This is a genomic window from Porticoccus sp. (assembly GCF_965660005.1).
Classification (GTDB): domain Bacteria; phylum Pseudomonadota; class Gammaproteobacteria; order Pseudomonadales; family Porticoccaceae; genus Porticoccus.
In genome coordinates this window covers 1-21,104 of sequence record NZ_CBFHYF010000020.1, presented here as the reverse complement: position 1 = coordinate 21,104, position 21,104 = coordinate 1, and the positions used below count along the sequence as shown (strand labels likewise).

The following is a 21,104-nucleotide window of genomic DNA, read 5'->3' as shown; positions in this document are numbered from 1 at the left end:
CAACCACGCTGTATCGAGTGGCATCTGCGTGCGAGTGACCAACAAGGGCCGCCGTATCGTCAAGGAGTTTTCTGGCATACGCGATGACCAGGGCACCTCGTACCGGGTTGTACTCCGCCGTCTTATCGGCGCCACCGGTTTCCGGAATGGCATCCGTACCATAGAGCGCATCATATAGACTACCCCAGCGAGCATTGGCCGCATTCAGGGCAAAGCGGGCATTCATGACGGGCACCACCAACTGAGGGCCCGCCTGCTGGGCAATTTCGGGGTCAACGTTCTCGGTAGTAATCGAGAAATCCTCTCCCACCGGAACCAGATAACCAATCTCTTTCAGGAACGCCTTGTAGTCACTCGGATTGTGAGGTCGACCGCGGTGCTGCTGATGCCAGGTATCAATTTGCAGCTGCAGCTGATCTCGTTTTTTTAGCAGTTGACGATTTTTCGGGGCGAACTCGTCAACAATTACACTGAAAGACTGCCAGAAAGCGTCCGGTTCAATGCCTGTGCCGGGAATGATGTCGTGGTTGACGAGGTCGTAAACGGACCGGGAAACCTGAAGTCCACTCACTTGAATACGTTCAGTCATGATTGAGCCCTGTGGTTACAATAGGGAAGACAGAGGAGGATTGTAGAGAACCCCGTGAGGATTTAACAATTTTATAGGTATTATTTTCGCTATTTACTCAGCGAATGGCACATAACACCATCAGTCCAATGTTTTTGCCACATCCGCAATGGTTCGCCTTATCCATTGATGGGCAGGGTTGTGTTGCAGCAGAGGGCTCCAGGCCATTTTCAACTCAATTTCTGGAATCTCAAAAGGTGGCTCAAGGATAGCCACATGGGGATTATCCACCAATAGGGATGCAGCCTTGGTGGGCAGAGTGATTACCAGATCGCGCAATTCGGCCAATCGCATGGCAGCCTGATAATGACGGGTAAACACGCGAATACGACGCTTCTTGCCAATCCTGGTGAGGGCTTCATCAACCCAGCCGAGCCGCTGCTCTGCACCCGGTTCCATACCAACCCCGATGCCCATCCCGGTTTTACTAACCCAGACATGGCCACTATCCAGGTAGTTGTCCAGTGTAAAATTATGAATAATCGGATTGTGGATACTCGCCACACAGGAAAAGGAATCTCGCCAAATGGTCATCTGGTGAAATGATTGAGGCAAGACGTCGAACCGGTTGATCACCAGATCGATGCTGCCCTGCTCAACATCCTGATAGCTGATGTCGCTGGGCGTCAAAACATCAAGCGTTATATTGGGGGCTTCCGAGCGCAAACGCCGCATCAAATGCGGCAGCAAGGTTGACTCAGTATAGTCGCTGACAGAAATCCTGAAGACCCGGTCAGCCGAAGCTGCATTGAATTGATGACGCGGAGCAACGGCTTTTTCAACCGATGCAAGCACTTCCCTGACGACAGGCTGAAGCTGTTCGGCACGCTCCGTAGGGGTCATGCCATCGCTGGTTCTCACCAGTAGAGGGTCATTGAACAAATCACGGAGCCGCCGCAGCCCATTACTCATGGCCGGCTGGCTGATACCCATATTTTCTGCAGCCCTGGTAACGTTCCGTTCTTTCAGCAAGACATCAAGATACACCAAGAGATTCAGATCGACGTTTCTTATATTCATTTTAAAAATACCGAAAATAATAACTATAGATTAGCTAAATTTTAGGTCCGTGACTAGAATCCGTATCCACAAATTCCCCTTTTTCTCATCCAAACCGGAAGGACACATCATGTCAAACTACACCAAAGAGATTGATGCTGTAGCCAAAGTGCGCAATGCCAACAGCACCTGGAGCGCCATCGACCCCGAGTCAGCAGCCCGTATGCGTATTCAGAACCGTTTCCGTACTGGTCTGGATATTGCTCGTTACACCGCAAAAATCATGCGTGATGATATGGCAGCTTATGATGCCGACAGTTCTCAATACACCCAATCTCTGGGTTGCTGGCATGGTTTTATCGGTCAGCAAAAACTGATCGCCATCAAAAAACACCTCAAAACCACCAATAAACGTTACCTGTACCTGTCGGGCTGGATGGTTGCAGCCCTGCGTTCCGAGTTCGGCCCCCTGCCGGATCAGTCAATGCATGAAAAAACCTCTGTTTCTTCACTGATCGAAGAGCTTTATACATTTCTGCGTCAGGCCGATGCCAGGGAGCTGGATTTACTGTTTGTGGATCTTGATGCTGCACGCGATGCCGGAGATAAAGCAAAAGAAGCTGATCTGCTAAACCAAATTGAAAATTTTGAAACCCACGTGGTACCGATTGTTGCCGATATCGATGCCGGCTTTGGCAACCCCGAGGCGACCTATCTGCTGGCCAAGAAAATGATTGAAGCCGGGGCTTGCTGTATCCAGATTGAAAATCAGGTATCCGACGAGAAGCAGTGCGGTCACCAGGACGGCAAAGTCACTGTCCCCCACTCCGACTTCCTGGCCAAAATCAATGCCGTTCGCTACGCGTTCCTGGAATTGGGTGTCGACGACGGCGTTATCGTTGCACGCACCGATTCCCTCGGTGCCGGTCTGACCAAACAGATTGCTGTGACCAACGAGCCCGGCGATCTGGGTGACCAGTACAACAGTTTCCTCGACGGTGACTACGTTCAGAGCGCTGAAGACATCCAGAATGGTGACGTGGTCATCAAGGCCAATGGCAAATTACTGAAACCAAAGCGTCTGGCCTCCGGGTTGTTCCAGTTCTGCAAGGACACCGGGATTGACCGCGTGGTTCTGGACTGTATCACCAGCCTGAAAAATGGTGCCGACCTGCTGTGGATCGAAACCGAGAAGCCTCATGTTGGCCAGATCGCCGAAATGGTTAACCGGATTCGCGAAGCAGTGCCCAATGCCAAACTGGTCTACAACAATAGCCCATCCTTCAACTGGACGCTGAACTTCCGCCAGCAGGTCTTTGATGCCATGCAGGCAGAAGGCAAGGATGTTTCTGCTTATGATCGCGCCAAACTGATGAGCGTGGATTACGATGAAACCGAGCTTGCAAAACTGGCTGACGAGAAAATCCGCACCTTCCAGGCGGACGCGGCTCGCGAAGCGGGTATCTTCCACCACCTGATCACCCTGCCGACCTACCACACGGCCGCCCTGTCTACCGACAATCTGGCCAAAGGCTACTTTGCAGACCAGGGTATGCTCGCTTATGTGAAGGGTGTTCAGCGTCAGGAAATCCGTCAGGGCATTGCCTGTGTAAAACACCAGAACATGGCTGGCTCCGATATTGGCGACAATCACAAAGAGTATTTTGCTGGCGAAGCGGCGCTCAAGGCCGGCGGTAAAGACAACACAATGAACCAGTTCTAGGGTTCGTTGATTCCTCATTTCCCCAACGTGAGTACAAATTTGGGAGCTGCTTCGCAGCTCCTTTTTTTGTCTTGGTCAAACGGGCTTTTCCCGAACTATTTCATTAACTGGCTGTGCAAATAGTTGGCAAGCGCCTGGCGCTTTTCATCTGACAGGTTCTCAAAAGATGGCATTTCCCGATGCTGGTCCTTACCCCGGATCCATGCCATCAGCTCCTGCTGGGTTTTCCGTTTTAACAAGGTGACCGGGATGCGCTTCAGATAATCCCCACGTCCTGTTCTAGGGTGACAGGCCGCACAGTTTTCCTGAAACAATACCTCTCCCATCACAACTGACGGATCCTCGGGCACTTCCTGTCGCTCGCCACAGCCAATGAGCGTGGCTGTCAGCATTAGTGCACATAGCGTTTTGATGGGGTTCATCGCCGGTTCCTTGCCGGAGTCAGAAATGACTCATTGATTTAGACCAGATGTTTAAATGGTCAACAAATTATATAAAACAATGGATTAAGAGATTTATTTAAACTTTTTTGGCATTATTCTAAGCAATGCGTTATCGCGCAAAATGTAATGATGAAATAGCCCTGCAAGCGCATGCAGCGCTATCAAAAAATACCCCGCTTTGCCGATTGTCTCGTGGACCTCTTTAATGGATTTGGCCAGTGTTTCATTTTCCGGCATCAAGGCCGGTAAAGTCGTGCCAAAGAAAGGCACCGGTTTCCCGCTACCACTGAGCACCAGCCAACCCATCAACGGCATGGCAATCATAAAAAAGTATAAAATGACATGCATCGACCGCCCCGCCAATATTTGCCAGTGAGCCGGTGGCGGGAAAATCTCCGGTCTGGTCTGCAAAAGCTGTACGATCAATCGAATCCAGACCAGAGCAAAAACAGTCAGTCCAAGCATAAAATGCCAGGCTTTAAAAGCCTCGCGGGGATCACTGCCCTTGGGATAGAGTTCGCGCAATTCAATACAGCTGTAAACAGCTATCAGCAACAATACCATCAGCCAGTGAAGCGCCACTGACACCAAGCCATAATGTTGCCTGCTATTACACCAATTCACACTATCCCCAAAAAAACCACTTTCATGTGATTGAAGCATAGCCTGCTATGCCACTTAACTTTTGATATGTATCAACGGATCTTTAATTCTCGCAACACATGTCAGCCTTCACTGACCAATGGACTGGTGGAGACGATAATGCCATTGTTGTCCGCATACACATATTCACCGGGGTGAAAGGTAATACCGGCAAAGGTTAACGACACATTCAGGTCGCCAATGCCTCGTTTCTCCGTTTTCAGAGGGATGCTGGCCAATGCGTGCACGCCAATATCCAGCCCTGCCAGTGCGTCTACATCGCGGACACACCCATAGATAATGAATCCTTCCCAGCCGTTCTTGACCGCATTTTCGGCAATCATGTCACCCAGCAAAGCGCGTCGTAGGGAACCACCACCATCAACAACCATCACCTTCCCATGGCCCGGTTGACTGGCATTTTCCTTGATCAGTGAATTGTCCTCGTGACAATTGACAGTTACCACTTCACCACCAAACACATCCCGGCCACCAAAACTGGCCATCATTGGCTCCATAACCCGCACCAGCTCGGGATACTCATCACAAAGATCAGGGGTTGTAAAAAACATGATTACTCCATCTAGCTTGTTGTTTATTCAAATCCTGCCTCCAGTTACTCGAACCAATCGCGTCACTGGTACCATCAATTCATATCAGCCATGAGTCCGCCAACTGCCATATGTGTCAAGGGCGACACTGAATCCACTCTACAAGAAATCATGGCTGGCGAGATTGCCATGATCAGAGAAATGGAGCAATAACGGAAATGCTGCCACACTACGGGGACAGGCCCAATAGTGACAAAGGCATTTCGAATTGATCTGAAATATCCTCACTTCTACCGTAGACTATTTGCCATGCCAAACGTGGATATTACTGACTTCCCCTACCGTCCGGACGCTGAAGTGCTCTTTGCTGCCATCAGGGATCTTGCCGATCCAATCTGGCTGGATAGTGGCAAGCCTCGCAGTCTCTCCGGTCGGTTTGATATCATCACAGCACAACCTGATGCCGTGCTTGAGACCGTAGGTAACATCACCCGGATCATAACCCCGCGGGCTACCGAGCAATCCTGTGAAGACCCCTTCACGCTGGCACAGCAGTTACTCAACACCACTGAAGCTCCGGATCACAGCCTTAACCATTATCCTTTTTTGGGAGGGCTGGCCGGTTATTTTGGCTACGATCTGGGACATTGCATCGAGACACTGCCTGACCTGCAGAGCAAAGTGGATTCACTGCCAGATATGCGGCTGGGCCTCTATAACTGGGCAGTGATACTCAACCACTCATCCAGAAAGAGTTGGCTGGTTTTTCGCAACGACTGCCCAGCCGATCTCAGGAAAAATATTCTCAGCCGTCTCAACAGGGCAGCCAATGAACCACTTCTCTCTGAAAGCAATGATGCAGGTGTGAGCCTGTTTACACCTTCAATGAATAAAGATTCCTACCTGAAGGCCGTCAATTGTATCAAGGCTTATATTGATCAAGGCGATTGCTATCAGGTTAATCTAGCGCGACATTTTTCAGCAGATTACGAAGGTGACAGCTGGCATCTCTACAAGATACTGCGCCGGGTTTTGCCTTCACCTTACAGTTGCTATTACCAATTTGGTGACAGCAATCAGGCGGTGTTGAGTTTTTCACCCGAGCGATTCCTGAAGCTGTCTGCCGGGCAAGTAGAAACCAAACCTATCAAGGGCACTGCCAAGCGCGGCAAAACGATTGAAGAAGATCAACAAAGTGCCATTGAGCTGATGAACAGTGTCAAGAATCGGGCCGAAAACCTGATGATTGTGGATTTGCTGCGCAATGACCTCGGAAAAACCTGCCATCCCGGCTCGATTCGGGTGCCAAAGCTCTTTGCACTCGAAAGTTTCCCGAACGTCCACCATTTGGTCAGCACGGTAACGGGCAAGCTTCGCGACGGGGAAACACCACTCTCGCTGTTGCGAGGTTGCTTTCCCGGTGGTTCCATTACCGGGGCCCCCAAGAAACGTGCCATGGAGATCATAGAAACACTGGAAACCTGTCGCCGCTCGGTATATTGCGGCAGTATCGGTTATATCAGCAGCACCGGACGAATGGATACCAACATAGCCATTCGCACATTACTGGCCGATGGCAACAGGTTACACTGCTGGGGCGGTGGCGGTATCGTTGCAGACTCGAGCGCCGAGAGCGAATTCCAGGAAATCCTGGACAAGATCCACATCCTTATCGGCGGGGACAGACACTTCGAGTAGATCGTCTACAGACTCAGATCGCGGATACTGGCTTTGATGAATTCCTGTTTGAGCGCCTCAAACGTATGCACTGCCGGAAATTGCGGGAATTGATCGATAACATTCTGCGGTGCATGAAAAAGGATACCGGCATCGGCCTCTGCCAGCATTGTCGTGTCATTATAGGAATCACCAGCAGCAATCGTCCGGTAGTACATGCTTTTGAATCCGACTATCGTCTGGCGCTTCGGGTTGGCCTGCCGCAAGTGGTAATTAATCACCCTGCCGGTCTCGTCTGTTTCCAGCTTGTGACAGAGCAGCGCAGGAAATCCCAGCTGGCGCATTAACGGCTGGGCAAATTCATAAAAAGTATCGGACAGAATCACCACCTGAAAACGCTCACGAAGCCAGTCAATAAAGTCTTTCGCGCCTTCTAGAGGCGACAGCGTGGCGATCACTTCCTGAATCTCCTTTAGCCCCAGGCCATGCCGGTCGAGAATATCCAGACGATAGCGCATCAGCACGTCATAATCCGGCTCATCCCGGGTTGTTCGCTTGAGTGCTTCAATACCGGTTTTTTCGGCAAAGGCAATCCATATTTCAGGAATTAGTACGCCTTCAAGATCCAAACAAGCGATTTCCACAATGCCACCCTTAATAGTTCGACACCAAATAAGACCGCGCCACTCTAACGATTTCATGGATATTGCGCAATAAAGTTGCGATGCTTTTGATTCGCAAAACACACGGCACAGGCTTTTAATAGCCAGATTGATGCAGGTTAGAGTTACTGATTATTTTTGCTTTAGTAGAGGCTTTGATATGATGCGCAACTTCGAGCATATAGCCTCTAACGTATTGAGAATATTGAGCAACCCCCATGACCGCAAACCTTTTGAACACCCTTGATCTCGACCGGGAATTAGCCGATCTGCCTCCCCAGGCTATTATTGCCTACGCCCTTAAGCAATTTGACAATCTTGCCATCTCCTTCAGCGGTGCCGAAGATGTGGTACTGATTGATATGGCACATAAAATCAATCCGGATAAAGTACAGGTCTTTTCTCTCGACACAGGTCGCCTGCATGCCGAAACCTACCGCTTTATCGAAAAGGTCCGCGAGCATTACGGTATTCAAATTGATGTAGTCTTTCCCGACGCCTACGCTGTCAACAAGATGGTGCGAGAAAAAGGTCTGTTCAGTTTTTACCGCGACGGCCACAAGGAGTGCTGTAGTATCCGTAAAATCGGCCCACTGCGTCGCAAGCTACTGACCGTCGATGCCTGGATAACCGGCCAGCGTCGCGATCAAAGCCCCGGCACCCGCACAGCCATCCCCGTAATCCAGGACGACAAGGCCTTTGCCCGCCCCGATGACAATCTGACCAAATTCAACCCCCTGGCCAACTGGTCATCCAGCCAGGTATGGGAATATATTCGCGCCAATAATGTACCCTATAACGAATTGCATGACCGAGGTTACATCAGTATTGGCTGTGAGCCCTGTACCCGCCCCACCGGACCCGGCCAGCATGAGCGTGAGGGGCGCTGGTGGTGGGAAGAGGCCACGATGAAAGAATGCGGACTGCACTCCGTCAACACCCAGAAGTAAACCGGAAGACAGCATGAAAATTACGCTCGTCAAAAAAATTAAATTGGATGGCAGTCTCTGCAAAAAATGCGAAGACGTGCAGCAAAAAATGGAGGCTGCTGGTCAGATGTCCCTGATAGACGAGGTTTTGCTGGCTGATGAACGGGACACCAGCTCGCCGGGAATGGTGCTGGCGAGGCGTTACAATGTCGATCAGGCGCCTTTTTTTATTGTAGAGCGAGACGGTTTGGCGCCGGAAATTTATACGGTCTACTTCAAATTCGTCAAAGAAGTACTCAATCAGAAAACCCGCGAAGAGGACGAGCTAAAGGAGATTCTCAACGATAACCCGGATCTCGATTTCCTGTAATTATCGTCTTACTGGCTATTGTCCAGCCACTTGTATCAAATTAGTTACAAACAAATCAGACTAAAGTTCCGGTAATTCTATCGTACTAAAAAACTTCTCCAGATCATCCTTCGCATGAATAGCACTGGCTTCGTCGATCCTGCCCCGGGTCAAATGGGGGGCAAATAGCTCAATAAAATCGTACATATATCCGCGCAAATAAGTGCCGCGTCGAAAACCGATACTGGTCACACTGGACTTGAACAGGTGGGATGCATCCAGTGCTACCAGATCGCTGTCTTTAATCGGGTCGTAGGCCATGTGAGCCACAATGCCAATACCCAGGCCCAGTCGCACATAAGTCTTGATCACATCAGAGTCAGTGGCCGTGAATACCACCTTTGGAATGAGCCCACGGTCATTAAATGCTTCATCGAGACGGGAACGGCCGGTAAAACCGAACACATACGTGACCAATGGGTAAGTTGCCACTTCTTCCAGTGTCAACGTTGAAACCTGAGCCAGGGGATGATCTCTGGGTACCAGAATACAGCGATTCCAACGGTAACAGGGCATCATCAGCAGGTCGTGAAATAATTCCAGTGCCTCAGTGGCAATCGCAAAATCCACAGAACCATCAACCGCCTGTTCCGAAATTTGCATCGGCGTACCCTGATGCATATGCAAAGAAACCTCTGGATATTTCTCAATAAAGGCTTCAATGACAGGTGGTAATGCATAGCGCGCCTGGGTATGTGTTGTTGCTATAGTAAGGCTGCCCCGTCTGGGATCGTTATGCTCCTGAGCCAATTGCTTGATGCTGTCGACTTTTCGCAGAATATCGCCCGCTACCCGCAAAATTTCATCGCCTGCCGGAGTAACACGAGTCAGGTGTTTGCCACTCCGCGAAAAAATTTCCACACCGAGCTCATCTTCCAGTAGCCGTATTTGTTTACTGATCCCCGGCTGCGAGGTGTAAAGACTCTGTGCCGTAGCTGAAACATTCAATTCGTGGTGGGCCACTTCCCAGATATATCGAAGCTGCTGTAATTTCATTCACTCACCCGGATAGACGACAATGATATAAAAATATAAGAAATTATTCCTTTGAAGAATAGGTGCAAATTGCTAGAGTTTCCAGATTATTTTGGGGTAGAAGTGGATTAATTGTGCTGGATTTTTTGCTGTACATCGGGTCCGGTGCTTTTGTGGGTTTAATCGTCGGGCTCACGGGGGTTGGCGGGGGATCCCTGATGACACCTATGCTGATTATGTTTGGCATTCCCTATAACGTTGCTATTGGCACTGACCTGCTGTATGCGGCTATCACAAAGGCCAGTGGTGTCGTGGCCCATGCCAGGCAAAAAAGTATTCAATGGCGATTGGTTGGCTACCTCGCAGCCGGGAGCGTACCGGCATCTATCATCACATCTCAGCTCCTTTACCACGTCTTTACCGATGCGGAAGACTACCGTGAAATTCTGACGACCAGTCTCGGCATCATGTTGATTATTACTGCGGCCGTCATTTTACTGAAACGTTCTCTTCGAGATGCCTCCGATCGCCCACATGGGGCTATAGGTGCTTTCTTTCAGCTGCATGCCACGAAAGTGACGTTTATATCGGGCATTTTTCTGGGTATCTTTGTCACACTTTCATCGGTAGGCGCCGGGGCCTTTTGTGCAGCACTGCTCATGGTCCTCTACCCTCGCTTACCTGCGCTGCATGTGGTGGGCACTGATATTGCCCACGCAGTACCACTGACTCTGATTGCCGGATTGGGGCATCTGTTTTTACTGGGCAATGTCGACTTGGTACTGCTGGGGTCGCTGTTGATCGGATCACTGCCAGCCATTCACGTCGGCACTAAACTAGCTGCCCGGCTCCCCAGTCAGGTATTGCAACCGATTTTAGCCTGCCTGTTACTCGGCATAGGTATCAAGTTTGCCTTGTTCTGACCTGTCAGTCTTCTCTGTTGGCAATGCCATGGGGGACGTGCCCCGTGGCAACATGGGATTTTGCCGATTCACAGTGTGCCTGCTGGTCGTCAAAGAATACATCTGCGCCATAGGATTTGAGAAATGAGCCCTTCTCCAGGCCACCGAGAAACAACGATTCGTCTATCCGGATATCCCAGGTACGAAGGGTTCGCACTACCCGCTCATGAGCTGGGGCAGAGCGAGCTGTCACCAAGGCCGTGCGAATAGGACAGCTTTTTGGTGGAAACTCCGACTGTAGCGTGTGCAAAGCCTGGAGAAAATGTTTGAACGGGCCTCCACTCATCGGTTGTCTTGCCGCAGCCTTCTCACTTTGGGTGAACGCTGCCAGCCCACTTTCCTTGAACACACGTTCTGACTCATCGGAAAACAGTACAGCATCACCATCGAATGCAAAGCGAAGCTCATCATCATTGCGGTCTCTGGACCCGGAAGATATCAATGTTGCTGCGGCAACTCCATTATCCAATGCATTGCAGACATCTTCAGCATTAGTTGAAAGAAACAAATGGCAGCCAAATGCTGACACGTAACGGTAGGGACTCTCTCCGCCACAGAATGCCGCACGAGTAATACTCAAGCCATAATGTTCAATGGAATTAAAAACCCGCAGCCCGGTGTCTGCGGAATTGCGGGAGAGCAGGATCACTTCGACTCTTGGCTCTCCACCCAACCGCTCATTGATCCTCAACAGCTTTTTCACCATCGGGAACGCTTCACCGGGCGCCAGCACTTCATCCTCGTGTTCAACCTGATAACGGGAGTAGGCATCCAGCCCCTCCTGCTCATAGACACGATGGCTTTCATCCAGATCAAATAACGCTCTTGATGAAATAGCAATTACCAGTTTGTCACCAAAAATTTTTGACACACACCAGTCCTCAGGATTTTTTGACGTGTAAAAATAGCCTGATTATTTGTTGATCTATTCCATTATGCACTCTCGTACATGTGAATTATTCGCAATTGTCATGGTTAATCACCCCATGAAGAAGTGGCTGAACTTTACCCCGGGAATATTTTCGCCCATGATCCTCACCAGGAACAACTCAAATTAATCAGATTTCTATCTTAACAGTCGCCTGACATTCACGCCCTGGAGATTTCCATGATCATTAACAAGAAAAATAGTCTTTTGTCGGGATTTTTACTTACATTTCTGATGGTGACAGGATGCACAGGTGAAGAAAAAATCCCATCTGCAGAAATCTCCACCAGTTCATCTCTGACTTCAGCTACATCATCTTATAACCTCTACAAAACTGAAACCTGCGGCTGCTGTGAAGAATGGATGGAGTACATGTCCGATAAGGGTTATCACGCACTTATTCATCATCCAGAAAATCTGACGGCGGTAAAAAGTAGCCTTGGTATCGATTCGGAGTATCAGTCCTGCCATACCGCCGTCTTTGAAAACGGCTATGTCATGGAGGGTCATGTGCCAGCCAAATTTGTCAAACAGTTTATGGCCAACCCCCCTGATGATGCGCTCGGTCTGGCTGTACCAGGTATGCCTGTAGGTAGTCCCGGCATGGAAGCAGAAGATCGGTTTATGCCTTATGATATCTACTTATTGAAGAAGGATGGCAGCGCTGAGGTTTATGCTTCCGTGGAAAGTGCCGAGCAGCAATAGCATACCAGGAAAAAATAACGACTGGCCTATTTATTAAAATACTCGCGGGTCAACCTGAAAATGACTGGGCTCAACAATAACAGGCCGATGAGGTTGGGGGCTGCCATCATACCATTAAGCGTATCGGCGATACTCCACACCAGACTTAATTGCGATGTTGCTCCTACAAATACGGCGATAACCCACACTATGCGAAATGGCACAATAACATTGACGCCAAAGAGGTACTCAGCGCAGCGCTCTCCATAATAGCTCCAACCCAGGATTGTGGTAAAAGCAAACAACGCCAGACTGACGGCAACCACTTTGTCGCCATATGGGAGTGCACTGCTAAAAGCGAGTGAGGTGAGCGCTGCGCCCTGCTCGCCACTGTTCCAGACACCCGTCAGAATCAAGACCAAGCCTGTCATCGTGCAAATAACAATAGTGTCAATAAAGGTACCCAGCATGGCAATGGTACCCTGTCGGACAGGACTGTTGGTTTCAGCGGCAGCATGGGCAATAGGGGCACTGCCCAGACCCGCCTCATTTGAAAATATGCCACGGGCTACGCCCATACGCAGTGCCAACATAATTGTCGCTCCGGCAAAGCCACCTCCTGCAGCCACTGGAGAAAAGGCACTTTTTACCACCAGCAACAGGGCTTCGGGGACCGCGCTGATATTGATCATCAGTATGATCAGTGTGATCAAAAGATAGAAGATCGTCATGAAAGGCACCAGTTTCCCGGCCACTTGCGCAATGCGTTGAATGCCACCGAGCAATACCAGGCCCACCAGGATAGTCATTACCATACCAGTGAATTTTTCCGATATAGCAAAACTGCTGTGCAACGCATCAGCCACCGAGTTCGCCTGAACAGTATTGCCAATCCCAAAACCTGCCAGTGTGCCAAAGACCGCGAACAATAACCCCAACCACGCCCATTTCGGCCCCAGGCCATTGCGGATATAGTACATCGGTCCACCAACTTTCCTGGCACGCCTGTCTGTCTCGCGGTAGTGCACTGCCAATACAGCTTCGCTGTATTTGGTAGCCATCCCTACCAGGGCAGTACACCACATCCAGAACAGCGCACCGGGGCCACCCATACTGACAGCCGTTGCAACACCGACAATATTTCCGGTTCCGATGGTGGCCGATAGCGATGTCATCAGCGCATTGAAAGGACTGATGTCTCCATCACCACTCCCCTTTCGCCCAATGAACAATTGCCTGAAACCGTAGCCTATTTTTCGTATTGGCAACCCGCCAAGGCCAATCATCAAATAGAGGCCAGTGCCAAGGATCAGACAGAGCATCACTGGCCCCCAAACAAACCCGTTGATGCTATTAACGATAGATTGCAGCGTCATTGATTCGCTTAATATCACGCAATAAAACCTGCTGCTGAAGAGTTGATGGAAAGCCCAAGTTTATCGTGCTGGGCATACAGACCAAATAGGCCACCAGTATGAACAAATACGATATCCGAAACGTCCTGAAACGTCCCTGCCTTGATTTCCTGGATCAGGCCGTAAAACGCCTTGGCAGTATACACCGGATCGAGTATTAATCCCTCAAGAGTGGCCATATGCCGGATCGTGGAAAATATTTCTGGTGTCGCGCGGCCGTAGCTAGGGCCCATATAACGGTCATTTACCTGAATATTCAATTGCTCTGTGTCCACGGAAATGCCATAACGTTTCTGCCAATCGCCAATATCATCCCTGATTTTACCATGAAAATACACGGCATCATCACAGACAGCGAATCCGATGACAGGAATATTTAGCCGGGAAAGATGGCAACCGAGTGTCAACCCTGCCTGTGTGCCACCAGAGCCTGTGGCACAGATAATGGCACCCGGATTGATACCCTGTTCGCTGAATTGGCCCGCCAACTCATTAACGCAATGTAGATATCCCCACACGCCAATGCCGTCACTGGCGCCAGTGGGAATGATAAATGGCTTGTGTCCACGGCCACGGTAAAAATCAAGCCAGTAGTCAAACAACTCCTTCAGGTGCTGATACTGACTCAGTGGATAACAACTGATTTCTGCTCCGGTAAGACTGGCCAACAGTAAATTGCCATCGGGTAGTTGCTCGGGGGGCACCCCCCTGAGAATCAGGTGTACTTTCAAACCCAATTGTGCACCCAAAACAGCCGTGGCTCGGCAATGATTGGACTGTAGCCCCCCGCAAGTGAGCAGCGTATCAGCGCTCTCTGCTATTGCCTGAGCCAAGACAAATTCCAGCTTCCTGACTTTATTGCCGCTGGTGGCGCAACCGGTGAGGTCATCGCGCTTAACCCATATCCGCGGACCCTTCAATTCAGCGGATAAGCGCGACAGGAACTGAAGCGGCGTTGGTAGTTGTGCAAGATCGAGTTTGTCCGGGATCATGGTCAAAAAAAGCCGCATTTGCAGCTTTCTCTTAGATATCCTTGATAGTGCCTTTCGGCAATACGGCATGAACAGCTGCTCTCTGGAATTTCAACTCCACATTGTTGGCAACCTGTATAGTCATATAATCGTCATCGAGCTTCGTGATTTTACCCAGCAATCCACTGTTCATCACGACCTCGTCTCCTTTACCAAGAGAACCGGTCAGTTCACGGTGTTCCTTCTGACGTTTCCGCTGTGGACGAATAATCAAAAAATACATAAACAGGAACAACCCACCAAACATCAGTAGCGTGAAGATCGGGTTCGGTTCAGAGCCAGATGGGCCGGCTGTGGCCATAACAGCCTGTGATAAATCAAATGACATTCGGTTACCTCATTATTTATTTAAATGGTACGTTGTAAAACAGAAGCGGGACTTTAGCGCGATAGTGGCTTCACCTCAAACCAGATTTTCATTTACCCAACTCAGAATATCGTCATGGTGAGTCTTTGTTTTGACCTTATCCATCACCAGCCTGATCTTGCCCTGCTTGTCGATAATAAAGGAGGTACGCAACACACCCATAAACTCACGGCCCATGAATTTTTTCATACCCCAACAGCCGTAGGCCTCCGTAACAGCGTGATCCTCATCTGAGAGAAGATCAAAATTCAGCTGTTGTTTTTCTTCAAATCGGGCCAGACGTGGATAGGGGTCTGGGCTCACACCCAGAACAACAGTGTCAAGCTTGGTAAACTCAGCCCTGGAGTCACGAATACCACAAGCCTGGACAGTACAACCTGGCGTCATGGCTTTGGGATAAAAGTACAACACGAGATTTTTGCTGCCTTTGAAATCTGTCAGCTTGATCGTCTCGCCACGTTGATTTTTAAGGCTGAACACTGGCGCTGCACTGCCCACTTCAGGAAATGGCATGAATGGTCTCCTCGCTGAGGTGTTTTGGTCATTGGAAGGTGCTTGTGAAGGGTACTTTAACAAAAATTCTAGAAACAGGTGCGCTGAAATGTATTGTACTTGCTGACTTGAAGATTAAGTTGTTCTTTGAGCACTCTGGCAAGCTTGAACCGGTCGGCCCGGTTGAGAAACTCGCCCAACCGGCAGCAGTGCCCCAAAGCGACCAGATCGATCAACGGCAATCCCATGGGCCGATCTGGGCCATTCACGAGAAATTTCACAGACTGTTGAGGAAATGTCAGATTGAAACTGGGGACGTCTCTGCCACGCTCTAGCCTTAGCACACCATTCTGAACGGTAATGACTTCACGAAAATCCAGCTTGCGGAGGGTCAAGTGCATCGCAGAGCCCAATGCAATAATCTCGATACCGGCAAAAGGCAGCACTAGCCAGGCACCGTTAAGTGCCATTCCGATCGCAAGAATCAGTAACACGATCGAAGCGGCGAGCAGCACGTAAAGGTTGCCCCTCCAACCCATGGAACGGTTTGGGCTAAGTACCAGTTGCCTGGCATGATCTGTCAGCGTATGGAGGGTAACCATAATTTCTCCTGCGTTCAGTATAGACCGTTTTCCTGGAGTTTCTCTATTCTGAAAAGGTATCTCAGACATCAAAAAAGGCGCTCAAAAGAGCGCCTTTTCAGAATAACAAACTTAAGATGAGTATGCCTTCATTAGGGAAGCAAATGGCTCACAGCGTCCCGTTCCTCGGCGAGCTCTTTTTCAGTGGCAGTCATTCTGTCACGGGAGAAATCATTGATTTCGAGACCCTGGACAATTTCCCAATCGCCATTTTTACAGACACAAGGGAATGAGTAGATCAGGCCTTCAGCAATACCATAACTGCCATCACTGTAAACACCCATACTGACCCAGTCACCCGAGTTCGACCCGAGCGCCCAGCTGCGCATATGGTCAATCGCGGCATTTGCAGCTGAAGCTGCGGATGAGGCACCACGAGCTTTGATGATTGCGGCACCGCGCTGTTGAACTTCAGGAATATAAGTCGATTCGTACCAAGCCTGATCGATCAGATCAATCGCTGCCCTGCCCTGAACGGTAACATGGTGAAGATCGGGGTACTGGGTGGAAGAGTGATTCCCCCAAATCGTCATTTTAGTAATATCGTTGATGCTGGTACCAGTCTTCTGAGCCAGCTGGGTCATGGCACGGTTGTGGTCAAGTCTTGTCATGGCGGTGAACTGGCGGGGATTAATATCCGGCGCATTGCGTTGGGCAATCAAGGCATTGGTGTTAGCTGGATTGCCAACTACCAATACCTTAATGTTTGGTGATGCATTGTCATTAATAGCTTTGCCCTGCACAGAGAAAATAGCCGCATTGGCTTCCAGCAAGTCCTTGCGTTCCATACCCGGTCCACGGGGGCGTGCACCTACCAACAGTGCGTAGTCGGCATCCTTGAATGCAATGTTCGGATCGTCTGTCTGAACAATACCCCTCAGCAGTGGGAAAGCACAATCGTCCAGCTCCATGGCCACGCCGTTAAGCGGTTCCAGCGCCGGTGTAATTTCCAGCAATTGCAGGATAACCGGTTGGTCTTCACCGAGCATTTGGCCCGCAGCAATGCGAAACAACAATGAATAACTAATTTGGCCGGCGGCGCCGGTGACGACAACACGTACAGGTGCTTTCACAATAGATCTCCAAAACAAGTTGACAACCAGATGGGGACGACATTATAAGGAAATCGCAGAGAATTTCACTTGTTCAGACAGTTGATCAACATCTACCAGATAAATAAGCGAGCACTCAAGAGCGACGGACGACCATGGAACAGGTATCCAACAGCTCCTGAACAGGTAACCTGACATAATCATGGCAATAGAAATCATCGGTCAGAATCAGGTCATCCCAAATGACAATATCCAGATCAATCGCTCTTGGGCCGGATTTTATCGGCCCTTTTAAGCGTCCCATTCTTTCCTCCACAGCTTTGAGATAGCGATTGAAGGATAACTTTTCCAGAGGCGTTTCAATCAGATATGCCGTATTGAGGAAATCGGGCTGAAATTGATACCCCACAGGTGATGTCTGAATAACCTTGGCTGAGGCCAACAGAATCGTTTCGGCCGCCAAAATCTCATGACAACGTGCGATATTTTTGGCGGCCTCAATGTTGGAACCAACAGAAATAATAACCCGATGCAGTACGCCAGCCCCCGACTCACTCAATTTTGTCACCAGATTCGTCACTAAACTGATAGTCTTCAGCGTTGAGACCCTGGTGATTGATACCCTCACCACCATCGACAAACAGTATCTGACCGGTGACAAATTCGTTATCCAGCAAGTAATTCAAAGCCTGGATCAGGTCCTCAACTTGTCCCTGACGTTGCAGAGGAATGCCTTGAATCCGCCAGTCAATATAATCTCTGGTGCGGGTTTCACCCGGCAATACAACACCGGGGGCTATACCATTCACGCGGATACGGGGTGAAAACTCCATTGCCGCCAGCGTTGTAAACTCTGCCAATGCCTTCTTTGACATCAGGTAAGCACCGTACTGATACTGCTGAAAGGCTATTTTATTATCCAGAATATTGATTATGTTGCCCCTCGCAACCAGCCTCGAAAAGCTGGCAGACATCAGATAGGGAGCAAAAAAATTCACTGCGAATTGTTGCTGAAGTAATCTCGTCGCTGTGTCAGCTATCGTTCCAGAATGGTAAGTAGACGCACTATTGATCAATACCTGAAGATCGGGGAAGCGATGATGCACCTGCTCTATAAGGCGTCCAGGATCGTTCTCGGAGAGGTCAAACTGAAATGTTTCACAGCGCACACCTCTGTGCCGAATCAATTCAGCCTGTTGCAGTGCCTGATCGGAGGAATGGTGATAATGAAGTGCAATGTCGTAGCCTCGATCTGCCATCGCAGTTGAGAACGCCAAACCAAGCCGGGTAGCGGCACCTGTCACCAGTACTGCCGACCGCTGTTGTTCTTTATCGGTCATGGGTATCTCCAATCCAGACTCCAATCATTTCATTGAAGGTGGCTATGATCAACTGCCGACCTGAGCTGGACGTATTTCACGGATAATTGCAGATAACATCAAACATTTTAGCTAGATCGGGGTCTATACAGAGCGAACTTTGATAAACTGGATCCCTAACTGATCAAGAGACACTATCATCTGATGCCTCATTTTATCCGCACCACCCTGTATCTGCTGCTCTTTTCACTGACTTCGATTGCGTATGCAAAAGTTGATTACAGCTCCGAGCAACCCAAAACTGCTATTGAAATTGTCAATGAGCTGGCCAGCAAACATTACAGTAAGCAGGTTCTGGATGATGGTCTATCCAGCCGCTTCCTCTCCCAATATATCAATAATCTCGATCCAGCTAAAGGTTATCTGCTGCAGAGTGATATTGATGAATTCCAACGTTGGGAAACAGACTTGGACAATATGCTCAAGGAGGGCGATCTTAGCGCAGGTTTTTATATTTTCAATCGTTACCAGGAGCGCGCCCAGGCTCGATTACAGGCCAATATCGATCTATTGGAAAGCGGTTTTGAATTTGATCTCGGTCAGGATGATAGCCTGAATATGGATCTGGAACAGGCGCAGTGGCCCACATCAATCAAAGACGCTGATGCCTTCTGGAAAAAGCGTATCAAGGAATCCTACCTCCGGCTGATTCTGAGTGAAAAGGAACCCGATGCGGCACGAGAGTTGCTGGTCAAGCGTTACACCAACCTGAAAAATCAGCTATCACAGCGTGACAGCGAAGATATTTTTCAGATTTTCATGAATTCTCTGGCTGAGTTATACGACCCCCATACCAGTTACATGTCTCCCCGCTCCATGGAGAACTTCCGCATTGCCATGTCACTGTCTCTGACGGGCATTGGCGCAGTCCTCCAACAGGAGGATGAACATACCAAAGTGGTGAGGATTGTTCCCGGGGGTCCTGCGGACAAACAGGGACTTCTCCAGGCCGGCGACAAGATTATTGGTGTTGGTCAGGGCGAAGAGGAAACTGTCGATGTCATCGGGTGGCGGCTGGATGATGTGGTCGACATGATCCGCGGAGCCAAGGATACCCTGGTAAAGCTTGAAATTATGCCAGCGGTCGGTGAAGTGGCCGGCAGCACGCGGGAAATCTCCATCGTCAGAGAAAAAATTCAGCTTGAAGAGCAAGCTGCAAAATCTGAGATTATAGAAGTCCAGAATGAATCCGGTAACTACCGTTTCGGTGTCATTACCATCCCAACCTTCTACCTTGATGTAGAAGCTTTTTATAATCGGGATCCCGGATTTAAAAGTACTACCAAGGATGTTCAACGCTTGCTGGGCGAAATGGCCGATCAGAAAATCGACGGCGTCATTCTGGATCTGCGTAACAACGGCGGTGGTTTTTTGCAGGAAGCAACCACGCTGACTGACCTGTTCATTGACCCAGGCCCGATTGTGCAGGTTCGTGATGCCAATGAAGTCGTGTCACGCAATCACCGCTCGCGGTATAACGCATACTATCGCGGCCCACTGATGGTGATGATTAACCGGCTCAGTGCTTCCGCCTCGGAAATTTTCGCTGGGGCTATCCAGGATTACGAGAGAGGCTTGGTTGTTGGAGAACAGACTTTCGGCAAAGGCACTGTCCAGATACAGCTGCCGGTTCGCGAGGGGCAGCTAAAATTGACTGAATCAAAATTCTATCGGGTTTCAGGCGATAGCACTCAGAATCTGGGCGTAGTTCCCGATATAGAACTACCCGCTTTCTACGACGCAGAAACTGTTGGTGAAAGCAGTGAAAAAAATGCGCTTCCATGGGACAAAATAAACCCTGTCCCCCACCGCCACTATAACTTGACGGATCTCCCCTTAAATATATTGATCGAGCGTCATCAATCCAGGCTCAACAATGATCCCGATCTGCTCTATCTCAAGGATGAACTGGCATTGATGAAGGAGCGCAGAGCACAAAAAGCGATCTCTTTGAATGAGAAACAACGCCGCGAAGAAGCCAGAAACTACGATTTAACACGACTCGCCATTGAAAACAAACGCCGGTCTGCCAAGGGGCTGCCTACTTATGCAACCGTCGAGGAGTGGCAGGCAACAATGACTGCGGATGCGGATGCGGATGCGGATGCAGAAATAACAATAGCGCTACCGGAACGCGACCCCCTGCTCTATGAAACCGGTAATATTTTTGCTGATGTGCTGACACTGGGTGACACCAGGTCCATGTTGGTAAAACAACCCTGAATCAGGCCGATCTTCGTGTTACTCGGTGTTATCCGTCAAATCAACCCGATGGATGACGCCAGGTCACACTTCACGTCCATGCATTACACAAACCTAAAGTACCTGTTGAACAGATTTTTGCTGTCTCCGTCGGGCATAACAAGACATGTATATTATTTCTTTTAACGTTAACGGGCTGCGTACCCGCCTCCACCAAATCAAAGCCGTTATCGACAAGTATGCCCCTGATATTATCGGCCTCCAGGAAACAAAGGTCGAAGATATGCTGTTTCCCATCAATAAGATACGGGAT

Annotated in this window: 23 protein-coding genes and 1 pseudogene; 8 read left to right on the top strand and 16 right to left on the bottom strand. The window is 49.5% G+C overall.

Annotated features, from left to right (window positions below):
- Together ACTF5G_RS06170 and ACTF5G_RS06165 are read right to left on the bottom strand one after the other, a co-directional pair.
- A pseudogene (locus ACTF5G_RS06170) lies at positions 1-589 on the bottom strand (malate synthase G); the annotation flags it as partial.
- A 120-nt stretch (positions 590-709) separates the two neighbouring features.
- Positions 710-1,648: a LysR substrate-binding domain-containing protein gene (locus ACTF5G_RS06165; protein ID WP_438951948.1), complete on the bottom strand. Its 939-nt coding sequence runs from the start codon at positions 1,646-1,648 to the stop codon at positions 710-712.
- Between the two features lie 109 nt (positions 1,649-1,757).
- On the opposite strand from ACTF5G_RS06165, the gene ACTF5G_RS06160 reads away from it, so the two are divergent.
- Positions 1,758-3,350 carry an isocitrate lyase gene (locus ACTF5G_RS06160; RefSeq protein WP_438951947.1) on the top strand — a complete coding sequence of 531 codons (1,593 nt, stop codon included), beginning with the start codon at positions 1,758-1,760 and terminating at the stop codon, positions 3,348-3,350.
- Between the two features lie 95 nt (positions 3,351-3,445).
- Here the strand turns inward: ACTF5G_RS06160 and ACTF5G_RS06155 are convergent, their stop codons facing one another.
- From ACTF5G_RS06155 to rraA, 3 genes are all read right to left on the bottom strand, one after another.
- Positions 3,446-3,772 carry a c-type cytochrome gene (locus tag ACTF5G_RS06155; protein ID WP_438951946.1) on the bottom strand — a complete coding sequence of 109 codons (327 nt, stop codon included), beginning with the start codon at positions 3,770-3,772 and terminating at the stop codon, positions 3,446-3,448.
- A gap of 93 nt (positions 3,773-3,865) precedes the next feature.
- The gene (locus ACTF5G_RS06150) at positions 3,866-4,456 is read right to left on the bottom strand and encodes a cytochrome b (RefSeq protein ID WP_438951945.1); all 591 of its coding nucleotides are present in this window, start codon (positions 4,454-4,456) and stop codon (positions 3,866-3,868) included.
- Between the two features lie 62 nt (positions 4,457-4,518).
- On the bottom strand, positions 4,519-5,007 hold the full coding sequence (gene rraA, locus ACTF5G_RS06145) for a ribonuclease E activity regulator RraA (RefSeq protein ID WP_438951944.1): 489 nt from the start codon (positions 5,005-5,007) through the stop codon (positions 4,519-4,521).
- A 228-nt stretch (positions 5,008-5,235) separates the two neighbouring features.
- Here rraA and pabB point away from each other — a divergent pair, with 228 nt between their 5' ends.
- Positions 5,236-6,684 carry an aminodeoxychorismate synthase component I gene (gene pabB / locus ACTF5G_RS06140; RefSeq protein WP_438951943.1) on the top strand — a complete coding sequence of 483 codons (1,449 nt, stop codon included), beginning with the start codon at positions 5,236-5,238 and terminating at the stop codon, positions 6,682-6,684.
- 5 nt (positions 6,685-6,689) lie between these two features.
- Here pabB and thrH read toward each other — a convergent pair whose 3' ends face one another.
- The gene (gene thrH, locus ACTF5G_RS06135; RefSeq protein ID WP_438951942.1) at positions 6,690-7,307 is read right to left on the bottom strand and encodes a bifunctional phosphoserine phosphatase/homoserine phosphotransferase ThrH; all 618 of its coding nucleotides are present in this window, start codon (positions 7,305-7,307) and stop codon (positions 6,690-6,692) included.
- A 236-nt stretch (positions 7,308-7,543) separates the two neighbouring features.
- Between thrH and ACTF5G_RS06130 the strand changes: the two genes are divergently transcribed.
- Complete coding sequence (locus tag ACTF5G_RS06130) at positions 7,544-8,275, top strand: phosphoadenylyl-sulfate reductase (RefSeq protein WP_438951941.1); 732 nt, start codon at positions 7,544-7,546, stop codon at positions 8,273-8,275.
- A gap of 13 nt (positions 8,276-8,288) precedes the next feature.
- On the top strand, positions 8,289-8,624 hold the full coding sequence (locus tag ACTF5G_RS06125) for a hypothetical protein (RefSeq protein ID WP_438951940.1): 336 nt from the start codon (positions 8,289-8,291) through the stop codon (positions 8,622-8,624).
- Positions 8,625-8,684: 60 nt separating this feature from the next.
- Here ACTF5G_RS06125 and cysB read toward each other — a convergent pair whose 3' ends face one another.
- Positions 8,685-9,659, bottom strand: coding sequence for an HTH-type transcriptional regulator CysB (gene cysB / locus ACTF5G_RS06120; protein ID WP_438951939.1), 975 nt, complete (start codon positions 9,657-9,659; stop codon positions 8,685-8,687).
- Between the two features lie 62 nt (positions 9,660-9,721).
- Between cysB and ACTF5G_RS06115 the strand changes: the two genes are divergently transcribed.
- Positions 9,722-10,561, top strand: a complete 840-nt coding sequence (locus ACTF5G_RS06115; protein WP_438951938.1) for a sulfite exporter TauE/SafE family protein — start codon at positions 9,722-9,724, stop codon at positions 10,559-10,561.
- 4 nt (positions 10,562-10,565) lie between these two features.
- On the opposite strand, the gene ACTF5G_RS06110 is transcribed toward ACTF5G_RS06115, so the two are convergent.
- A complete protein-coding gene (locus ACTF5G_RS06110; protein WP_438951937.1) occupies positions 10,566-11,471 on the bottom strand; it encodes a 5'-nucleotidase in 906 nt (301 codons plus the stop codon).
- A gap of 237 nt (positions 11,472-11,708) precedes the next feature.
- Between ACTF5G_RS06110 and ACTF5G_RS06105 the strand changes: the two genes are divergently transcribed.
- Complete coding sequence (locus tag ACTF5G_RS06105) at positions 11,709-12,233, top strand: DUF411 domain-containing protein (protein WP_438951936.1); 525 nt, start codon at positions 11,709-11,711, stop codon at positions 12,231-12,233.
- A gap of 26 nt (positions 12,234-12,259) precedes the next feature.
- On the opposite strand, the gene ACTF5G_RS06100 is transcribed toward ACTF5G_RS06105, so the two are convergent.
- The 8 genes from ACTF5G_RS06100 to ACTF5G_RS06065 form a co-directional block, all read right to left on the bottom strand.
- A complete protein-coding gene (locus ACTF5G_RS06100) occupies positions 12,260-13,588 on the bottom strand; it encodes an alanine/glycine:cation symporter family protein (RefSeq protein WP_438951935.1) in 1,329 nt (442 codons plus the stop codon).
- Positions 13,589-13,602: 14 nt separating this feature from the next.
- Complete coding sequence (locus tag ACTF5G_RS06095; RefSeq protein ID WP_438951934.1) at positions 13,603-14,637, bottom strand: 1-aminocyclopropane-1-carboxylate deaminase/D-cysteine desulfhydrase; 1,035 nt, start codon at positions 14,635-14,637, stop codon at positions 13,603-13,605.
- 13 nt (positions 14,638-14,650) lie between these two features.
- Entirely contained in the window at positions 14,651-14,986 is a 336-nt protein-coding gene (yajC, locus tag ACTF5G_RS06090) for a preprotein translocase subunit YajC (protein WP_438951933.1), read from the bottom strand.
- Positions 14,987-15,061: 75 nt separating this feature from the next.
- Positions 15,062-15,538, bottom strand: coding sequence for a thioredoxin-dependent thiol peroxidase (bcp, locus tag ACTF5G_RS06085; RefSeq protein ID WP_438951932.1), 477 nt, complete (start codon positions 15,536-15,538; stop codon positions 15,062-15,064).
- Positions 15,539-15,606: 68 nt separating this feature from the next.
- Complete coding sequence (locus ACTF5G_RS06080) at positions 15,607-16,119, bottom strand: DUF2244 domain-containing protein (protein WP_438951931.1); 513 nt, start codon at positions 16,117-16,119, stop codon at positions 15,607-15,609.
- A gap of 131 nt (positions 16,120-16,250) precedes the next feature.
- Positions 16,251-17,231 carry a malate dehydrogenase gene (locus ACTF5G_RS06075; protein ID WP_438951930.1) on the bottom strand — a complete coding sequence of 327 codons (981 nt, stop codon included), beginning with the start codon at positions 17,229-17,231 and terminating at the stop codon, positions 16,251-16,253.
- A gap of 115 nt (positions 17,232-17,346) precedes the next feature.
- Positions 17,347-17,778, bottom strand: coding sequence for a 2-amino-4-hydroxy-6-hydroxymethyldihydropteridine diphosphokinase (folK, locus tag ACTF5G_RS06070; protein ID WP_438951929.1), 432 nt, complete (start codon positions 17,776-17,778; stop codon positions 17,347-17,349).
- The gene (locus tag ACTF5G_RS06065) at positions 17,762-18,550 is read right to left on the bottom strand and encodes an SDR family oxidoreductase (protein ID WP_438951928.1); all 789 of its coding nucleotides are present in this window, start codon (positions 18,548-18,550) and stop codon (positions 17,762-17,764) included. The genes folK and ACTF5G_RS06065 overlap by 17 nt, the downstream gene beginning before the upstream one ends.
- Before the next feature lie 183 nt (positions 18,551-18,733).
- Between ACTF5G_RS06065 and ACTF5G_RS06060 the strand changes: the two genes are divergently transcribed.
- Positions 18,734-20,812, top strand: a complete 2,079-nt coding sequence (locus ACTF5G_RS06060; protein WP_438951927.1) for a carboxy terminal-processing peptidase — start codon at positions 18,734-18,736, stop codon at positions 20,810-20,812.
- 145 nt (positions 20,813-20,957) lie between these two features.
- On the top strand, positions 20,958-21,104 hold a 147-nt coding region (locus ACTF5G_RS06055; protein WP_438951956.1), incomplete at its 3' end, for an endonuclease/exonuclease/phosphatase family protein.

Excerpts from the sequence above, each read along its gene's own strand:
- ACTF5G_RS06125 (WP_438951940.1), top strand. The coding sequence starts at position 8,289 with ATGAAAATTACGCTCGTCAAAAAAATTAAATTGGATGGCAGTCTCTGC.
- ACTF5G_RS06065 (WP_438951928.1), bottom strand. The coding sequence starts at position 18,550 with ATGACCGATAAAGAACAACAGCGGTCGGCAGTACTGGTGACAGGTGCC.
- rraA (WP_438951944.1), bottom strand. The coding sequence starts at position 5,007 with ATGTTTTTTACAACCCCTGATCTTTGTGATGAGTATCCCGAGCTGGTG.
- ACTF5G_RS06095 (WP_438951934.1), bottom strand. The coding sequence starts at position 14,637 with ATGCGGCTTTTTTTGACCATGATCCCGGACAAACTCGATCTTGCACAA.
- ACTF5G_RS06100 (WP_438951935.1), bottom strand. The coding sequence starts at position 13,588 with ATGACGCTGCAATCTATCGTTAATAGCATCAACGGGTTTGTTTGGGGG.
- ACTF5G_RS06060 (WP_438951927.1), top strand. The coding sequence starts at position 18,734 with ATGCCTCATTTTATCCGCACCACCCTGTATCTGCTGCTCTTTTCACTG.
- ACTF5G_RS06160 (WP_438951947.1), top strand. The coding sequence starts at position 1,758 with ATGTCAAACTACACCAAAGAGATTGATGCTGTAGCCAAAGTGCGCAAT.
- cysB (WP_438951939.1), bottom strand. The coding sequence starts at position 9,659 with ATGAAATTACAGCAGCTTCGATATATCTGGGAAGTGGCCCACCACGAA.
- ACTF5G_RS06155 (WP_438951946.1), bottom strand. The coding sequence starts at position 3,772 with ATGAACCCCATCAAAACGCTATGTGCACTAATGCTGACAGCCACGCTC.
- ACTF5G_RS06130 (WP_438951941.1), top strand. The coding sequence starts at position 7,544 with ATGACCGCAAACCTTTTGAACACCCTTGATCTCGACCGGGAATTAGCC.
- ACTF5G_RS06165 (WP_438951948.1), bottom strand. The coding sequence starts at position 1,648 with ATGAATATAAGAAACGTCGATCTGAATCTCTTGGTGTATCTTGATGTC.
- ACTF5G_RS06150 (WP_438951945.1), bottom strand. The coding sequence starts at position 4,456 with ATGCTTCAATCACATGAAAGTGGTTTTTTTGGGGATAGTGTGAATTGG.
- ACTF5G_RS06105 (WP_438951936.1), top strand. The coding sequence starts at position 11,709 with ATGATCATTAACAAGAAAAATAGTCTTTTGTCGGGATTTTTACTTACA.
- bcp (WP_438951932.1), bottom strand. The coding sequence starts at position 15,538 with ATGCCATTTCCTGAAGTGGGCAGTGCAGCGCCAGTGTTCAGCCTTAAA.
- ACTF5G_RS06080 (WP_438951931.1), bottom strand. The coding sequence starts at position 16,119 with ATGGTTACCCTCCATACGCTGACAGATCATGCCAGGCAACTGGTACTT.
- yajC (WP_438951933.1), bottom strand. The coding sequence starts at position 14,986 with ATGTCATTTGATTTATCACAGGCTGTTATGGCCACAGCCGGCCCATCT.